Here is a 16790-nt window from a genome sequence, read left to right on the forward strand (position 1 = left end):
CTTAAAAAAAGAAAAGAGAGCAAGAGTATGATTAACGATTTTAGTAAAATTTATACCTTCATGGAGATAGTCAAAGAAAGAAGCTTCTCAAAGGCTTCAAAATCCCTTGGTATCTCTCAACCGGCAGTTACTTTACAGATCAAAAAGCTTGAAGAAATCTTAAAAGTAACTCTTATAATGCGCAAGAAAAACGGAATAATCTTAACCAGAGAGGGTGAGAAATTTTACAAACTCTGTCTTCGCTTTGAAAATGCAATGTTTAGGTTTAAGGATGAAATTTCTCATATCAAAAACGATAAAGCGCCTCTTGTTATCTCAACTACACAGCTCATAGGCGAGACTTTTATGCCGCTTATGCTTGATAAAATTTCAGAAGTGATTGACGCCGAGCTTGATATAAGGATAAAAGAGCAAAACGAACTGATCGCGCATTTAAAAGACAGAAGAAGCGATATCTGTATCGTCTTGGAGCAGTCGCTTGATGAGAATTTGATTACTAAAAAGCTCTTTGACTACGAAATTATCTTGGTTTCAAACAAAAAACTCGTAGATAGCGTTAAGCTTGAGGAGCTTTATAAATTTAAATTTATTAAAGACAGAACCAAGTCTTATCTAAACGACTTTTTTAGCAAATACGGCATCAATTACGCTGATTTGAAAAGCGCTTATTTGCTTGACGGCTCGATAATGGTTCAGCGTGCGATACTAAACAACTTTGCAGATGATTATGTAACGTTTGTGCCGAGATTTTTGGTTGAAGAGCATATTAAAAGCGGAAAGCTGTTTGAAATTAAAATGAACAAGATAAAGCTTATAAGAACGGTTTATGCTGCTGCTCTCAAAGAAAATGAAGACGTCTTGAATAACTTTATAAAGATTAAAAACGGTTTTGAGTTTTGATTTATAAAATATAGTAGGTTTTTTAAAACCTACTATATTTCTGCTTACTAACTAAAACGTAAATTCAAATGTAAATTTGAAGTTTCTTCCCGGGGCATTGAATCTGTTAATGCCAAGTCCATCGCTTTTCCTGACCATGTTTGTAGTTCCAAAAGAGCGTATAGAACGAGCTGATTCCCATGTTATATATTTTTCATCGGTAAGATTGTATGCGCCAAGTCTTAATGTAAGATTTTTTATAGGTTTTGTGTAAGCTATGATATCTATTGTTGTGTATTTAGTGCTTAGCCAGTGAGATCTATAGTCTGTTACCAGTCTTCCGTTTATATAATCTCTTGCGCTAGGAGGATTGCCTGGTTTTTCATTTCGCCAAAACATATTGTAAGTATCTTGAGGTTTTTTAGCAGAAACATCCGTGATATATAAATCGGCCCCAAATTTATCGTTTTTAGAAGCATAGCCTATATTGTATACAGATGTTCTAGGCTGAATAGCATTCATAGGCACAAGACCATCTTCATCGGTTAAAATTTTACCTTTTTGCTTTGTTAATTTATAGCCTACATGGAATCCTTTGAAAGGTTCAAATACATCTCCTAAATTTAGCTTAGAATTTATCTCTATGCCGCCTACTTTGGCTTTTTGTCTGTTTACATTTTGGTATATATCAAAGTCAAGTCCACTATTTACATTGTTTCCGGCATTTTTTCTTTCGACTCCTAAAAATTTAAGATCTAGAAAATTTGCATAATCTGTTTTAAATGTGCTAAAAGATATAAAGCTTGAATTTTGATGAAAAGTTAGTGCTATCTCCTTTGTCTTTGCTATTTCAGGCTGTAGATTAACATTTGGTTTTATAGTAAAGTCGGGATGTTTAAAGGCCAAGTAAAGCTCTTCGTGAGTAGGCGCTCTAAATCCTTTTGAATATTTTGTTTGAATTCTTATAAAATCAAGTGGGTCAAGTGTAAATCCCAATGAGTATGAACTGCTTTTAAATTCTCTTGGTCTAGAGAAATATTCTATATTTTTTTGTGGATTTAGTTTGTTTTCTTGCTCTACTTTTGCCGCTTCTGCTTTTGATTTTTCATGTTCTGCTACTTTATCATTGTAAGCTTTTAAATCTTTTTGGTATAAATCCGGCTTGCCTCTATATTTTGGCTCCCAAGGAAATGGTTTTTCAAGAATACTTGGCGCAGGCTTAATCGGAGGAACGGGTTTTAGAGGTATAAATAACCCTTTTACCATATCATCGGGTACTTTTGGAGATACTCCAGGAATGTATTCGGGGGTATATTTTATTTTGTCATATCTATAGCCTAAATCAATACCGACATAGTCGTTTATCTGCACTTCATCCGCTACATAAAATGCACCATTTTCATTTTTAACGGGAATTAGAAAAGATGTTTCAGGTTCAACTTTTGGGCATTTTAGACCATTAAATCCTGTTCCTTTGCAGTCTTTAAAATCATCTGTCCACCAAGCAGGAGCAGTAGCGTCATATCCCTGCCTATTAACCATCTCCTTTTTACCTCTTGCGTATAATCCGCCATAAGAAAGACTATGATCCATTGAAAATATTGTAAATTCTTTTGTAAAATCAAGATTAAATTGCTTAGTGTCAGTATTAAGATCTCTTTCTTTCCAGTCTCTCTCTAGATAGCCTTTTGAGCCGGGAGTCAGCGTTGAGAATTTATTTGTATTTGCTTCAACCTCTTTTCCAAATCCGTTAATAAATTTATGTGTAGCTTTTATCTTTTTATATATCTTTCCGCCTTGTTTTTCTTCAGTAACGCTAAATTTATATTTTTTACCATCCTTTCCTGTTATTTCCGTAACACCTTTTGACAAATCGATATTATGACCTTTGATATTTGGATCTCCATATGGAGGATTTTCATATAATGTTATATCTTTAGAGCAGTCGTAAACGGAGCAGTCAAATAAATATTCGTTTACGTTTTTTAAGTTAAAGCCGGAACTATGTCTTTTGCCGGTTGAGTCCGTAAGAACCGATAGCCCTCCCGCACCGTCTTTTGTTAATGTTACATCTTTTCCGTGTTTGTCTACTACTTTTCCGTTTTGTACATTTAGCCCTATTGGATTTGCTATTTCTGCACAATCGCTACCTCTACAAAATTCCTCTGTTCTGGCTCTGGTTTTGATCTTTTGATTAGAGTATGTAAATTTAACGCTATCCCATAAAGGAGTTTCGGTAAAATTTTCATATGTCATACTAAAATTTTTTCTTGTAGTCGTATCCGTAGTATGTCTTTGACCTAGTTTCTGTGGAAAATCAAAGCCAGTAATTGATTTTGGACTAAGTGTGTAAGAATAATCATGCCCTTTTGAAATATTTTCATAGTCATCTATAGCAAATCCAAATCTATGCTCTTCATGCGGTTGAAAGCCTACTTTGATAAGATTGCTATGTTTTTTTATATAGTAAGGGTCGGCTTTTTCTCTTTCTCTTCCTACTATTGAATCATCGTAAGAATCATACCCGTAGTTTTTGGTTTCATGATGCCTTCTTTTTGTTGTTATAAATAAAATATCAAACCATTTGTATCTGGCAGCAAGAGTGTGGGAGTGCAATCTCTGATCATCTGCTGTTGAAACTCCGCCTTTGTATCCGTAAAAATAATCTTTTTTAAGCAGGAAGTCCCTAGCGTCTTTTGTTTCAAACATTACAGAGCCACCAAGCGCTCCTGAACCGGTTTTTACAGAGTTAGCACCTTTTGCTATAGATACCTCTTTGACGGTTTCTATTTCAACTCCGTTTCTTGTATTGTTGAAATTTCCGTATCCTTCAAAAATCTCTTTAAAGCCTTGCGAGCTTAAAGTTTCAGCCTGATGAAGTCCGTCTATAGTTATAGCGACACGGTTTTCATCAACTCCGCGTATAGCATATCCGCTTGCGCCAAATCTTCCTGTTTCAACTACGCTTACTCCTGTTTCATACTTCACTAAGTCTTTTGTATCTGAAATTTGCTGTTTTGATAGAGTTTTATCACTTTTTTTGATCTCTCCGACTTTCTTTTGTAAAGGATCTTCTTCAGGACTATCTGTTATAGTTACCCCTCCTAACTCCACTTGATCTACATTTTTGTCCTCCCCTTGTAAATTTAAGCCCATTCCCAAGATGGCTAGAGCGACTAATGAAAATTTAAGTTTTCCCATTTATTAAGCCTTTTTGAGGTTGATAAAATTTGTAATTACAATATTCGTTATTATAAAGCAGACAATGATAATAAATATTAGTTTAAACACATATTAAATATATTATGCGTGGCAAATAAAATATGAAATTTTATTTTGTGTTGATATAAAAGCGAATGAAAAAGCTTTATTTCTTGAAAAGCTCTCTATTTTTTGGATTTGACATGAATATTGACATGGATTTTTCCGTTTTGTTTTGATTTTCTTTTTCTTTATGAATTGCAAAATTTATTAAAATCGGGCTATTTTCAACCAAAATTTGAACTATCGCACCAAGCGGAAAACTAACGAAAGAGGCGAAATTATCCGCCCCAAAACCCGCTTCAAAGCTAAGCTCATCCCCACTAAGTTTTGCACTTTGAAACGTATATCCGTCAAGTGTAAAAACTATCACCGGAGGCCTAAACGCCGAGCTTATCTCTGTGGGTAGCTCGGGATTAAATTTAACCAAGTCCAAATTCGCCATCACGGAAAACGGCTGATCGTTTTGCAAAAGATAATCAATGCACTCATAAACGTGCATTTTCATAAGTAGTCCGAATTTCTCGTCGTCTAAGATATCCTCTAGCATTTTAACTCCTCAAATTCATCAACAAGCTTCTTAACCTCTTTTATGCCGATATCCCAAAATTTTTCGCTCTCTATATCAAAACCAAATTTTGCAACCATATCTTTTGGGCTCATACTTCCGCCAAGACTTAAAAATTCAGTATAAATTTCCACGAAATTTTTACATTTTCCGCTTTTGTAAAGTCCAAATATCGCAAGGACTAAAAGCTGCGCATAAGAGTAGGCATAACAATAAAACGGTGAGTGTATGAAGTGCGGTATATAGCTCCACCAAATTTTATAATAATCATTTAAGGTAACGCTTTTGCCAAACATCTTTTTGCTCTCTTCAAGCCAAATTTTGTTTAGCTCCTCAAGTGAAATTTCACCTTCATACGCATGAATTCTGCGCTCGAAAGTAGTAAAATTTATCTGGCGATAAAGCGTGGCAAATATATCTTCTATCTTTCCTGCTAGAAGTGAAATTTTGTCTTTATCGCTTAAATCTTTCTTGATGTAGTCAAACACAAGCATCTCGCAAAATACCGATGCGGTCTCGGCCGTAGTAAGCGGCGTATCCGAATTTAAGTAGCCTACCTTATAAGATAAATGCTGATGTATCGCATGACCCAGCTCGTGAGCCAAGGTAAATAGATCTCTTCTGCCGTCCGTGTGATTTAGCAGCACATAAGGATGGGCGTCGCTTGAGCCTGAGTGACTAAATGCTCCTCCGCGCTTGTTTGGCGTAGGATAGACATCGCACCAGCCTTCTTCAAATGCTCTTTTGGCGATCTTTGCAAATTCGGGACTAAAGTCGTTAAACGCTTTTAAAACTATTTGTTTGCATTTGTCGAATTTATACTCGCCGTCTCCTTCAAGAGGTGCGTATCTATCGTAATCATAAAGCTTTTTATAGCCTAAAATTTTACGCTTCTTCTCATAAAATTTACTAACTAAATTAAAATTTTTTTCAGCTGTTTTTATGAGCGCATCTACGCTTTGCTTTGTGATTTGGTTGCTTTCGTGTCTTGGCTCTTCGGCGCTTTTGTATTTGCGTAGCTCGCAGCTTGTCTTAAGGCTCGTTTTTATCATATTATATATGTATCCAAGCAAATGCTGATTTTTAGCTAGCGTATCGCTTAATGATTTTGCCGCAAGCTTTCGCACGTTTCTATCTTTATCGTGAAGCTTGCTTAAAATTTGCTCTTCGCTTAAAAGCTCATTTTTGAATTTAAATTTAAGATTACTCATTGTTTCGTCAAATAGTCTTGCAAACCCGTCTCTTCCCGTATTTGCCGTGCGAAGCAAGACCTGCTCTTCTTTTAAGCTCAGCTGATGAGCCTTTGACTTGGCGAGATTGCTTAAATAGTATCCATGGGTTTTTGAAGCTTTTATAATCTCTTGTTGTTTTTTATCTTCAAATTCGTTAAATTTGATCTCAAAAAAGAGCAAATTTTCTTGAGCCTTTGTGGCAATCTCTTCAAATTTAGCGTAAAACGCTCCTTTTGAAGTGTCTTTGGCAAATACCAAAAAGGCATAAGTCGCAACTTTTGAAATTTTAGCAAGCAGTTTTTCATACTCGCCAAACGCTTTTAAAAATTCATTTGTGTTTAAATTTGCAAATTTATCTGAATAAGTTTTTTCAAATTTTTCACACTCTTTTTTTAAGTTTAATGCTGATTTTTCAAGCTCTTTTTCATTCTTAAAAAGAGGTTTTAGATCCCAACTCGTCATATATTTTCCTTAAAATTTTTAGAGTATTTTACACAAAATTTGTCTTAAATTTATAAAAGTTATAGTTAAAAGAGGAAATTTAGCGCCAAAAAGACGCTAAATTTATTAAAGATTTATTCTGTAGTTTGTGAAGCGATAGCCGTAAATACAACGTCAGAAGAGCTATTTACCGCAGTTTCAACCGAGTCTTGTATAACTCCGATGATAAATCCTATCGCAACTACTTGCATCGCGATATCGTTTGAAATTCCAAAAAGTGCGCAAGCAAGAGGCACAAGAAGAAGCGATCCGCCCGCAACACCAGAAGCTCCGCAAGCTCCGATAGCCGAAATAAAGCTAAGAAGCAAGGCGTCTCCGAATGTTACCGTTATATCAGGGATCGAATTAACGGCGGCAAGCGCAAGGATACTTATAGTAACGGCAGCTCCGGCCATATTTATAGTAGCTCCAAGCGGTATAGAGATAGAGTAAAGCTCCTCTTTAAGGCCAAGTTTTTTGCAAAGCGCGATATTTACAGGGATGTTTGCAGCCGAGCTTCTTGTGAAAAACGCCGTTACGGCACTTTCTTTGATGCAAGTCATGATAAGAGGGAAAGGATTTTTCTTGGTTACTACAAAAGCTATAATTGGATTAACGATAAACGCAACCACAAGCATTGCTCCTACTAGAACGGCGATTAGCTTGAAGTAGCCTTTAAGAGCCTCAAATCCTGTTTCGTGTATGCTGATAGCAACAAGTCCAAAGATACCAAAAGGTGCTAAACGAATAACAAATCTTACTATCTTAGTAACTCCATCGCTTACGTCTGAAAATACTTTTTTAGTCTCCGCCGAGCATCCTCTCATAGCTATACCGCCGCCAACAGCCCAAGCGATGATGCCTATATAGTTACCCGTAGCTATAGCTTGAAGAGGGTTTTGAACTATCTTAAACATAAGATCTTTTAAGACATCAACTACGTTTTGAGGTGCGCTCATGGCAGCACTCTCAATCCCTTTTAGCACAAGTTCGACAGGGAAAAGAAAACTAGCCGCAACCGCAACGCAAGCTGCTAAAAATGTACTAACAAGATATAAAACAACGACTTTTTGCATGCCTTTTGCGTTGCCAAAGTCTTTGGTGATGATCGAAGTTGCCACAAGAACGAAGATCAAGATGGGAGCAACTGCCTTTAAAGCACCTACAAATAAACTTCCAAGTATCGAGATGGAATTTATGATTTTATTAGCAAGTTCGGCAGATTCGCCGCCCGAAACAACTTGGGCATTACCCCAAAAGCCTATAACGGCGCCCAGAAGAATTCCGATTAGAATTTGAACGATTAGGTTTCCGTCGGCAAATTTTCTTGCCATATTGCAAACTGCACTCATGTGTTTACCTTAAATTTAAATTTGAAAAAGCCTAGTATAGCAAACAAACCTGAAATTTTAAACAAATTCTAAGCGATTAATATGGATTTTATTTTGAAATGTTACAATTTCAAAGTTTCAAAAATACCCATTTTAAGGAAAAATATGTATCTATTTACATCTGAAGTCGTAAGCCCGGGGCATCCCGATAAATGCGCAGATATCATAGCAGATAGCATCGTGGATACCATCTTGACTCAAGATCCAAACGGAAGAGTCGCAAGCGAGGTTTTTGTAGCGGGCAAAAATGTAATAATCGGCGGAGAGATAAATTCGAAAGTAAAATTAAGTTTTAAGGATTATGAAGCCATAGTCAAACATGCGCTGGCTAAAATAGGGTATGACGGCAAGTCAAATTTCACTAAAGAGCAGTGTTTGCACCCTGATGATATAGAAGTTAATGTTTGCATTAATCAGCAAAGTAGCGATATTAATCAAGGCGTAGATCAAGCTAGCGGCGAGATAGGGGCAGGCGATCAGGGCATAATGTTTGGTTTTGCAAGTTGCGAAGCGAGCGAATATATGCCCGCGGCTATTACTTACGCAAGAATGCTTTGCGATAAGGTGTATAAATTTGCCAAGGCAAATCCCGACAAGCTCGGAGTTGATATCAAAACTCAGGTTACTATTGATTACGGCACTAAGGATAACTTTGAAAATTGTAAGCCCGAAAGCATACATACCATAGTGGTTTCAGCTCCTTGTGTAGAGACAATGAAGATAGAAGAGCTTAGAGCTCTTGTACAAGAACTTATAGACGGCTCAAATTTGCCAAAAGAACTTTACAAAAAAGAAAAGACACTTATTTATATAAACCCTACAGGCAGATACGTAAATCACAGCTCGCTTCACGATAGCGGCCTAACGGGTCGCAAGCTTATCGTAGATAGCTTTGGCGGATACGCTCCGATAGGAGGCGGCGCTCAGAGCTCAAAAGACTATACGAAAGTTGATCGTAGCGGACTGTATGCTGCTAGATGGATAGCTAAAAATATCGTTGCTGCAGGACTTGCTAAAAAGTGCATAGTGCAGCTAAGCTATGCTATCGGAGTTGCTAAGCCTACTTCCGTTAGCGTAGATACTATGGGAACGCATATAGAAGGCGTAAATGACGATAAATTATCTGCTTTTGTAAGCGAAAATTTCTCTTTGACTCCACGCTGGATAAAGGATAAATTTGGACTTGATAAACCCGGCAAAGATACGTTTTTATATGCAAAGGTAGCCGCAAAAGGGCAGGTCGGAAATGCTAAGTATCCTTGGGAGAAACTTGACGCGATAGATACGTTTAAAGCTTTGATTAAATAATTTTCGCAAGCCCGCTAAATTTAACGCGGGCTTAATTTGCTCTCAAAATTTAAGGCTTTGTATGAGAATTTGCCTAGCTTTGCATCTTAAATTTTACCTCAAAAACCACGCGGCAAAATTTAAAGAGATTTAAAAATGCAAACGGCGATAAATCAAAACGGCAAAAGCAAGACGCTCAGACTCGTTTTACTTGGACTTTGTATTTTTTAATTTTCTTTTGGCGCTAGGCATTTTTCTGCCTTTTGACGTGCTGTCGCACTCGTCTATTGCGTTTTGGTTTGTGGAGGCTATGCTTGAAACTTATCCCGCCGTCGAGCGCGCCTTTACTCATACTGATTTTACGCAAAAAGCTGCATTTTATATCGCTTATATGGGGATCGTGAAAGTTGTCACGTTTACGGGTTTCGTTGCGGCTTGTTTGCTGTGTGGCAGTAAAGAAAATAAAGCTTGCGCGATGAAAGAAGCAAGAAAAGAAAATCCCGTAGTAAGAGTTTTTATTTCATTTTTTGGTATTTTGTGGGTTTGTTTTTTGACAAATAAGGATTTTACGGGTTATCATATCGGATATCGTAAGACAAGAAACTCGCCCGGATACGAATGGATTTTGAAGTCTCCCGGTGAGCTGTTTTGGCAGATGATGTTTGATCTTATATTTTTAGCTATTGTGGCAGCTTGTATAATTTACGTAGCATTGCAAATTCAGCTACTTTTTCACAAGCGTAATAATGCTTGAATTTAGTAAAAATTACTTAAAAATTTATCGAGCAAGCCGCGTTTTGGCGTGATTATCTCAGACGGCGAGCCGTTTACGCTGTGATAAATCGTTTTGTTATATTTGGTTGAGTAGTATTTAAGCAAAAGGCGTTGTAAATTTGGCTCCGTTGAAGGCACGAACCAGCCGTTGTTTGTGATAGCTATCATCACGTCAAATTCGCCCTTAAACAGCTCGTCTCGCGTAGCTTCATAGCAAATCGCATTGCGAATTTTAACTCCGTCTATCTCATAATCGCTAACCGAATTTGCGGTTTTAAAGTCCTTGCCACCGTCAAAAAAGAGCTCGTTTATCAAATTTTTCATAAAATTTGGAAGCAGAATTTCTTCGCCGAAGGGTACTAGCACAAGCTTATCAAAGCGCTTAATTTCGCCTTTATCAAAGAAAAAAGTAGAGTTATAGCTTTGGGAATTTTCGTAAGCAAGAGCGCCTGCGACGATAGCGATTTTTTGAGATTTCTCTTTAAGCTCGGCAGTTAAATTTCGCTCCTGCGTCATAAATGTCGGAAATACGCTTTCAGGCATGATTATGGCTCTTTTGCCCTCATTTATCGCCTCATCTATCATCTTTAAATTTTCATTTATAAACTCGTTTTTAAGTGATTTTTCCCATTTTAAAGCTTGAGGGACGTTTGTGTTTGTAAGAGTTACTTCAAAAGGTAAAATTTTAGCTTTAGCATCATCATACTGAACGGCAAAAAGTAAAAGCGTGATGCAAGCTAAAAATTTAAGCTTGGTTTTTATATAAAACAGCGATAAAATCGCAGCAAATACAAAAACAAACCCGTATAAATTCGGCTTAAAAATTCCAACAACAAATATTGCCTCAAAATTTAGCCAGTTAAAATTAAAAGGATGCAAATTTGAAATCAAAATAAGCAAGACCGCTTTAAGCCAAATTTGAGTAGGAATTCCGGCGATAAAAAACATAACTCCATATACGATACCTATAAATAAAATTTCAATCGGGATTAGATAGCCAAAGTTGTAATAAATAAGGCTAAAACTGATCCAATAAAACCACAAAATTCCTACGAAAAATCCTGTCGTAAAAAACTCATAGCGATTGAAGTTAAAAAGTAAGTAAAAGCCTAAAATAGCAAGAAACGGCGAGACGAAATTTAGCACTTCAGAATCAAAAAGCGAAAGAAATATAAAATTTGATATCAAAAATGCACTAAAAAAGGCTTTTCTTATAATTTTAGTGCTAAAATATTTGATTAAAAAATTTTTTACTAAGGAATACAATGCAAGAAGGCAATTTTTTAGCTTCATTACTACCTCTGATCGTGCTTTTCGCGATTTTTTACTTTTTGGTTATCAGACCGCAGCAAAAACAGCAAAAAGAGCATCAAAAGATGCTTGCAGCCCTAGAAAAGGGCGATAAGATCATCACTGCGGGCGGACTTTATTGCGAAGTCATAAAACCTGAAGATGATTTTATCAAAGTTAAACTTAATGACGATGTAATAGTGCGCATAGGACGCGAGTTTGTCGCTAGAAAAATCGAGACCAAAGTCAATGCGTAGTGCAAAGGTAACATATAGGCTCGTTATATTTATCATCGCTTTGGTTTTAGGTATAGGCTTTTCCGCACCTTCGTTTTTTAAGGATATGGGCGGAGCTAAGATTAGCCTCGGGCTTGATCTTCAGGGCGGACTTCATATGCTACTTGGCGTAGAGACCGAGGAGGCGATACACTCTAAAGTGAAATCAATCGCTTCAAGCATTAACTACTACGCAGGCAAAGAAGATATCCTGATAGATAACTTCAAAATTCGCCAAGATTATGTAAATTTCGAGCTTTTAGACAGCGATGATCAGCGCAAGATAGATGACATGCTTAAGGAGATAAAAGGGCTTGATGTAACCAAAGAAGCCCTCAAATACACCATAAGGCTAAGTGATAGCGAAAAGGCTGAAACGATAGAGTATGCTATAAATCAAGCTGTTGAAACCATAAGAAACAGGCTTGATCAGTTTGGTTTGGCAGAACCTACCGTGGCAAGACAAGGCGAAGAAAAGATACTTGTAGAGCTTCCGGGTGTAAAAACACAAGCCGACGAGCAGCGCGCTAGAGAGCTAATCGCAAAAGCGGCGCATTTGCAACTGATGGCTCTTGATGAGAAAAGACAACCTCAAGCAAATACTCTAAGTGCTGCAGAGGCCGAAAGCTACGGTAGTATCGTTTATCCTGACGTTAAAAATGAGCAACAAAAATACGTAGTAAAAAATATCCCCGTTCTTGACGGCTCTATGCTAACTGACGCCAGAGTGGCTTTTGATCAGCGCACGAACGCTCCCGTGATCAGCTTTACGCTAAATGCCGAAGGTGCTAGAATTTTTGGTGATTTTACGGGTGCAAATGTCGGTAAGCGTCTTGCTATAGTGCTTGACGGCAAGGTTTATTCCGCACCTGTTATAAATGAGCGCATAGGCGGTGGAAACGGACAGATAAGCGGCGGATTTAGCGTAGAAGAAGCTCATGACGTAGCTATTGCGCTTAGAAGCGGTGCGCTTTTAGCTCCCGTAAAGATGCTTGAAAAAAGAAGTATCGGGCCAAGTTTGGGCGCTGATAGCATCAATCAAAGCATGACGGCTCTTGCAAGCGCAGGAGTGCTTGTAGTACTATTTATGATAGTTTATTACGGATTTGCGGGAATTTTGGCAAATTTTGCTCTGATTGCAAATATCTTGATACTTGTTGCTGTTATGGCCATGTTTGGTGCCACTTTAACTCTGCCTGGCATGGCGGGCGTGGTTTTAACCATAGGTATGGCGGTTGACGCAAACGTAATTATAAACGAGCGTATAAGGGAATTTTTACGAGACGGACACGGTATAGCGGCAAGCGTCAAAAAGGGCTATGAAAATGCCATGAGTGCGATAATAGACGCAAATTTAACCACCCTAATAACATCTGCAGTTCTTTATGCATACGGCACAGGTCCCGTTAAGGGGTTTGCCGTAACGATGAGCATAGGCATCCTAGCTTCCATGCTTACCGCCATACTCGGCACTCGCGGAATGTTTGACGCGCTTATGGACAGGATAGAAAAAAGCGGCAATACGCAAATTTGGTTTGGTTACAAGAGAGGATAATAATGCAAATTTTTTCAAAAGCACATGTTTATGATTTTATGGGCAAGCGTTATATCGCTCTTGCGTTTTCCGCTATCTTGTTTTTCGGTTCTATTTTTTTGCTTGTTACTAAGGGGCTAAACTACGGTATTGATTTTTCGGGCGGAACGCTTATACAAGTAAAATATGAAGACAAAGCGCCTCTTGATAAGATTAGGGCTGCACTTTCTACTGATGAGACGTTTAAAAACGCTTCGGTTACCGAATTTGGCTCTGATAGCGAAGTTGTTATTAGATTTTCGTCTTCAAATTCAAGCATCGGAAGCGACGTGGGCGCTAGTGTAGGCGAGCTTATTAAAGATACGGGCAAATTTGAAATTCGCCGTGTGGATGTCGTAGGACCAAAGGTAGGAAGCGAGCTTAGACAAAAGGGAATGATGGCGATCGGCATATCTCTTGTGGGAATTTTACTCTATATAGCGTTTAGGTTTGAGTGGAGATTTGCGATGGCGGCCATCGCTTCTGAAATTCACGACGTTGTAATTACTCTTGGAGCCATTAGTCTTTTTGGTATAGATGTGAATTTAGACACTCTTGCGGCTATTCTTACGGTAGTCGGATATTCGCTAAATGATACTATTATCATATTTGACCGCATTAGAGAGGGCATTAAAACCAGCAAGAACTCGGATCTTGACGTTATCATCAACGAATCGGTTTCCGCAACTCTTTCAAGGACTATATTAACTTCAGGAACGACTTTGGTTGTCGTTGTTATATTATTCCTTTATGGCGGCGACATGATAAACGGCTTTGCCTTAGCGCTTATAGTGGGAATTTTAGCAGGTACTATCAGCTCTATTTATATCGCTTCTCCGATACTTCTTTGGTTTAAATTTAGCGTAGATAACTATAGAGCCAAAGAGGCTGAAAAGATGAAAGCAAGAAAAGAGCGAGAGCGACATAGGGCTATGTTTGAAAAAGGCGTTGTGTAAGGAGGATTTATGAACTGGGGAAAAGTTGTTTATATATTTTTCGCGCTGATGAGTCTAACGACTACGGCGGGCTTTTTGTATGATAAAAACGAGATAGCGCTATTTGTAGCGGCAAGCGTAAATTTAGTCTCTACACTGCTTAAAATCGGTGTAAAAAATGTCTTATCAGCCGAGCTGTTCGCTAGTTCGCTTGTGGCTGATTTGCACCTTATACCTGCGTTTGTAGTGCTTCAAACAACAGGAAATATGACCGTTGTTTATTCGCTTGCAATCGGCGCTGCTATCGCAAACTTTTTTTCACTTTCGCTTGTTTTGGTTGAAGCAGGCAAGACTCAAGAAGAATTTTAGGAGATAAAATGGCTGAAAATTTGAAGTATGACGCCTTAAAAATTGAGAAAAAATGGCAAGAAATTTGGTTAAAAGATGAAGAATTTGAGCCAAAAGATGATTATAGCTTGCCTAAAAAATATATATTAAGCATGTTTCCATACCCAAGCGGACGTATCCACATGGGACACGTAAGAAACTACTCAATAGGCGACGTACTGGCAAGATATTACAGAAAGCAAGGCTATAACGTGCTTCATCCGATAGGATTTGACAGCTTTGGCATGCCTGCTGAAAATGCGGCTATACAGCATAAAATTCATCCTAAAATTTGGACTTATGAAAATATCGATTATATGAGAAAAGAGCTTCACTCTCTTGGATTTTCATTTTCTAAAAACCGTGAATTTGCATCGTCCGATCCGCTTTACACCAAATACGAGCAGGAGTTTTTCATCAAAATGTATGAAAAGGGACTTGTTTACCGCAAGAATGCCGTAGTGAATTGGTGCAAGCACGATCAAACCGTTCTTGCAAACGAGCAGGTTGAGGATGGCTGCTGCTGGAGATGCGGAAATAGTGTGATCCAGCGTGAGTTGCCGGGGTATTATCTAAAGATAACCGATTATGCCGAGGAGCTTTTGGCCAATCTTGAAAAATTAAAGGACAAGTGGCCAAATCAAGTAATCACTATGCAGGAAAACTGGATCGGAAAGAGCTTTGGTCTAGAGTTTAAATTTAGCCTTGATGAAGCTTCAAAAGAGCTTTTAGGCGGAGAAATTCAAGGATTTGAGGTTTTTACTACTCGTCCCGATACGATTTATGGAGTTAGCTATACTGCACTTGCTCCTGAGCACAAGATAGTTAAAAAGCTGCTTGAGAGTAGAAATTTAAGCGATGAGGCAAATGAGAAAATAAAAGCTATGTTAAATCAAAGTCCAAGAGAGCGCCAAGCAAGCGAAAAAGACGGTGTATTTTTAGGAATTCACGTTATCCACCCATTAAGCGGTGAAAAAGTGCCTGTTTGGGTAGCGAATTTTGTTTTGGCTGACTACGGAAGCGGGGCTGTTATGGCGGTTCCTGCGCATGATGAGAGGGATTTTGAATTCGCTAGTAAATTTAGCTTGCCTATTAAATGGGTAATTAAGCCTATTGATAGCGAAGCGGACAGCTCAAAAGCATTTACCGAAAGCGGAATTTGTATAAATTCGCCACTTATAAATGGGCTAAATAATGAAGAGGCAAAGCTTAAGATCATAGAAAAATTTGAAAGCGAAAAGATCGGAAAAAGAGTTGTAAATTTTAAAATTCGCGACTGGGGAATTTCTCGCCAAAGATATTGGGGTGCGCCTATTCCTATGATTCATTGTAATAAGTGTGGGGTAGTTTGCGAAGATATAAAAAATCTGCCTGTTGCTCTGCCTGATGATGTTGAGATAACTGGTGAAGGCAATCCTCTTGATAAACATCCAAAATGGAAACATACTAAGTGTCCAAAGTGTGGCGGTGATGCGATTCGTGAGACCGATACTATGGATACATTTTTCCAAAGTAGCTGGTATTTCGCTAGATATGCAAGCGATCATAAGACTTGGAATGAAAAAGCCTTTGATGAAAAGAGCGTAAATTACTGGATGAACGTCGATCAGTATATCGGCGGGATAGAGCATGCGATACTGCATCTTTTATATGCGAGATTTTTTCAAAAGGCGCTTAGAGATCTTGGGTATTTGCGTGATGATGAGCCTTTTGAGAGGCTGCTTACTCAAGGAATGGTGCTAAAAGACGGTAAAAAGATGAGTAAGAGTAAGGGCAATGTCGTAGATCCTGACGATATAATTAAAAACTACGGAGCTGATACTGCAAGACTGTTTATACTATTTGCTGCACCTCCTCAAAAAGAGCTTGAATGGAACGATAGCGCAGTTGAAGGTGCGTTTAGATTTTTAAATAGACTTTATGATAAAGCAGGAAGCGTTAAAAAGTGCTCTAAAATTCCCGAAATTAATCACTCTGAACTTAATAAAGAAGAAAAATACGCTCGCGCAAAAGTCTATGAAGCACTTAAGAAATCCCAAGAGGTATATACTCAAAGCTTTACTTTTAATACCCTCATAGCTGCGTGCATGGAGGCTTTAAACGCAGTAAACGCTCAAAACAACGAAGATGTAACTACTGAAGCGTTTTTTATCATACTAAATTTGCTTGAGCCGATCGTGCCTCATATTGCAAACGAGTTAAGCGAAAATCTATTTAACAGAGCAAATTTTGGCACTATTGAGATAAAAGAAGAGGTGTTTGAAAAAGATAGCTTAAATTTAGCCATTACAGTAAATGGTAAAAGAAGAGGCGAGGTTGAAGTGTCAAGCGACGCTAGCGAAGCTGAAATTTTAAAATCGGCCAAAGAAGCCGTATTTAAATGGCTTGAAGGAAAAGAGCTCGTAAAAGAAATTTATGTGCAAGGAAAGCTTGTAAATTTGGTGGTAAAAGGTTAGAT

13 protein-coding genes are annotated in these 16790 nt (G+C 38.0%); 8 read left to right on the forward strand and 5 right to left on the reverse strand.

Annotated features, from left to right (window positions below):
* Positions 1-27 precede the first annotated feature (27 nt).
* Entirely contained in the window at positions 28-900 is an 873-nt protein-coding gene (locus CORI_RS03585; protein WP_173030836.1) for a LysR family transcriptional regulator, read from the forward strand.
* A 51-nt stretch (positions 901-951) separates the two neighbouring features.
* On the opposite strand, the gene CORI_RS03590 is transcribed toward CORI_RS03585, so the two are convergent.
* From CORI_RS03590 to sstT, 4 genes are all read right to left on the reverse strand, one after another.
* Entirely contained in the window at positions 952-4080 is a 3129-nt protein-coding gene (locus CORI_RS03590; RefSeq protein WP_173030837.1) for a TonB-dependent hemoglobin/transferrin/lactoferrin family receptor, read from the reverse strand.
* Positions 4081-4246: 166 nt separating this feature from the next.
* Positions 4247-4690 carry a hypothetical protein gene (locus CORI_RS03595; protein ID WP_173030838.1) on the reverse strand — a complete coding sequence of 148 codons (444 nt, stop codon included), beginning with the start codon at positions 4688-4690 and terminating at the stop codon, positions 4247-4249.
* Positions 4684-6402: a M3 family oligoendopeptidase gene (locus tag CORI_RS03600; protein WP_173030839.1), complete on the reverse strand. Its 1719-nt coding sequence runs from the start codon at positions 6400-6402 to the stop codon at positions 4684-4686. Before CORI_RS03600 ends, CORI_RS03595 begins: the two co-directional genes overlap by 7 nt.
* Before the next feature lie 113 nt (positions 6403-6515).
* Complete coding sequence (sstT, locus tag CORI_RS03605) at positions 6516-7772, reverse strand: serine/threonine transporter SstT (protein WP_173030840.1); 1257 nt, start codon at positions 7770-7772, stop codon at positions 6516-6518.
* Between the two features lie 144 nt (positions 7773-7916).
* Here sstT and metK point away from each other — a divergent pair, with 144 nt between their 5' ends.
* Positions 7917-9119 (forward strand): methionine adenosyltransferase, encoded by a 1203-nt coding sequence (gene metK / locus CORI_RS03610; protein ID WP_173030841.1) that lies wholly within the window; start codon positions 7917-7919, stop codon positions 9117-9119.
* A 217-nt stretch (positions 9120-9336) separates the two neighbouring features.
* Positions 9337-9852, forward strand: coding sequence for a hypothetical protein (locus tag CORI_RS03615; RefSeq protein WP_254064955.1), 516 nt, complete (start codon positions 9337-9339; stop codon positions 9850-9852).
* Between the two features lie 2 nt (positions 9853-9854).
* Here the strand turns inward: CORI_RS03615 and CORI_RS03620 are convergent, their stop codons facing one another.
* Positions 9855-11165 (reverse strand): apolipoprotein N-acyltransferase, encoded by a 1311-nt coding sequence (locus CORI_RS03620; RefSeq protein ID WP_173030842.1) that lies wholly within the window; start codon positions 11163-11165, stop codon positions 9855-9857.
* Here CORI_RS03620 and yajC point away from each other — a divergent pair.
* From yajC to leuS, 5 genes are read left to right on the forward strand one after another with little or no spacing between them, the layout of a single operon-like run.
* Positions 11138-11419, forward strand: coding sequence for a preprotein translocase subunit YajC (gene yajC, locus CORI_RS03625; protein ID WP_169942038.1), 282 nt, complete (start codon positions 11138-11140; stop codon positions 11417-11419). The two genes, CORI_RS03620 and yajC, sit on opposite strands and share 28 nt — an antisense overlap.
* The gene (gene secD, locus CORI_RS03630) at positions 11412-12992 is read left to right on the forward strand and encodes a protein translocase subunit SecD (protein ID WP_173030843.1); all 1581 of its coding nucleotides are present in this window, start codon (positions 11412-11414) and stop codon (positions 12990-12992) included. The genes yajC and secD overlap by 8 nt, the downstream gene beginning before the upstream one ends.
* Positions 12993-12994: 2 nt before the next feature.
* On the forward strand, positions 12995-13966 hold the full coding sequence (gene secF / locus CORI_RS03635; protein ID WP_173030844.1) for a protein translocase subunit SecF: 972 nt from the start codon (positions 12995-12997) through the stop codon (positions 13964-13966).
* A 9-nt stretch (positions 13967-13975) separates the two neighbouring features.
* On the forward strand, positions 13976-14314 hold the full coding sequence (locus CORI_RS03640) for a DUF6394 family protein (protein ID WP_173030845.1): 339 nt from the start codon (positions 13976-13978) through the stop codon (positions 14312-14314).
* An 8-nt stretch (positions 14315-14322) separates the two neighbouring features.
* Positions 14323-16788: a leucine--tRNA ligase gene (gene leuS, locus CORI_RS03645; protein ID WP_173030846.1), complete on the forward strand. Its 2466-nt coding sequence runs from the start codon at positions 14323-14325 to the stop codon at positions 16786-16788.
* Positions 16789-16790: the final 2 nt, after the last annotated feature.

The sequence above is a fragment of the Campylobacter sp. CCUG 57310 genome (genome assembly GCF_013201975.1).
GTDB lineage: Bacteria > Campylobacterota > Campylobacteria > Campylobacterales > Campylobacteraceae > Campylobacter_A > Campylobacter_A canis.